1 pseudogene is annotated in these 280 nt (G+C 38.2%); it reads right to left on the bottom strand.

The annotated features are described in order from the left end of the window. Positions 1-280, bottom strand: a pseudogene (locus AAEY57_RS19760) (hybrid sensor histidine kinase/response regulator); the annotation flags it as partial.

Below are 280 nucleotides of genomic sequence, written 5' to 3'. Positions count from 1 at the left end.
CGTGCATACTTTATAAATATAAACAGTAAAAATGCAGCTTCAGCTATATGCTGTATATCAGATATAAACAGCCTATCTTGAATAGATAGCGAAAAAAAGCTGTAATAACCCAGCATTACGCTGCTAAAAGCAGTAAATGCACAAACAAGTTTAAAGCCAATACCGCGATAATCTAAAAACTGGCTAATAGCAAGGCAATGCACAATTGAGGCCGCAAACATCAATATATTGGCAATGCTAATGGCGACAAGTTCAGGGACTCGCCCGATCAGAGTAAAGC

This window comes from Pseudoalteromonas sp. MER144-MNA-CIBAN-0113 (genome assembly GCF_040308965.1).
Lineage (GTDB): Bacteria > Pseudomonadota > Gammaproteobacteria > Enterobacterales > Alteromonadaceae > Pseudoalteromonas > Pseudoalteromonas tetraodonis.
The sequence above is the reverse complement of the archived record's forward strand: the minus strand, read 5'-3'. Positions and strand labels throughout refer to the sequence as shown.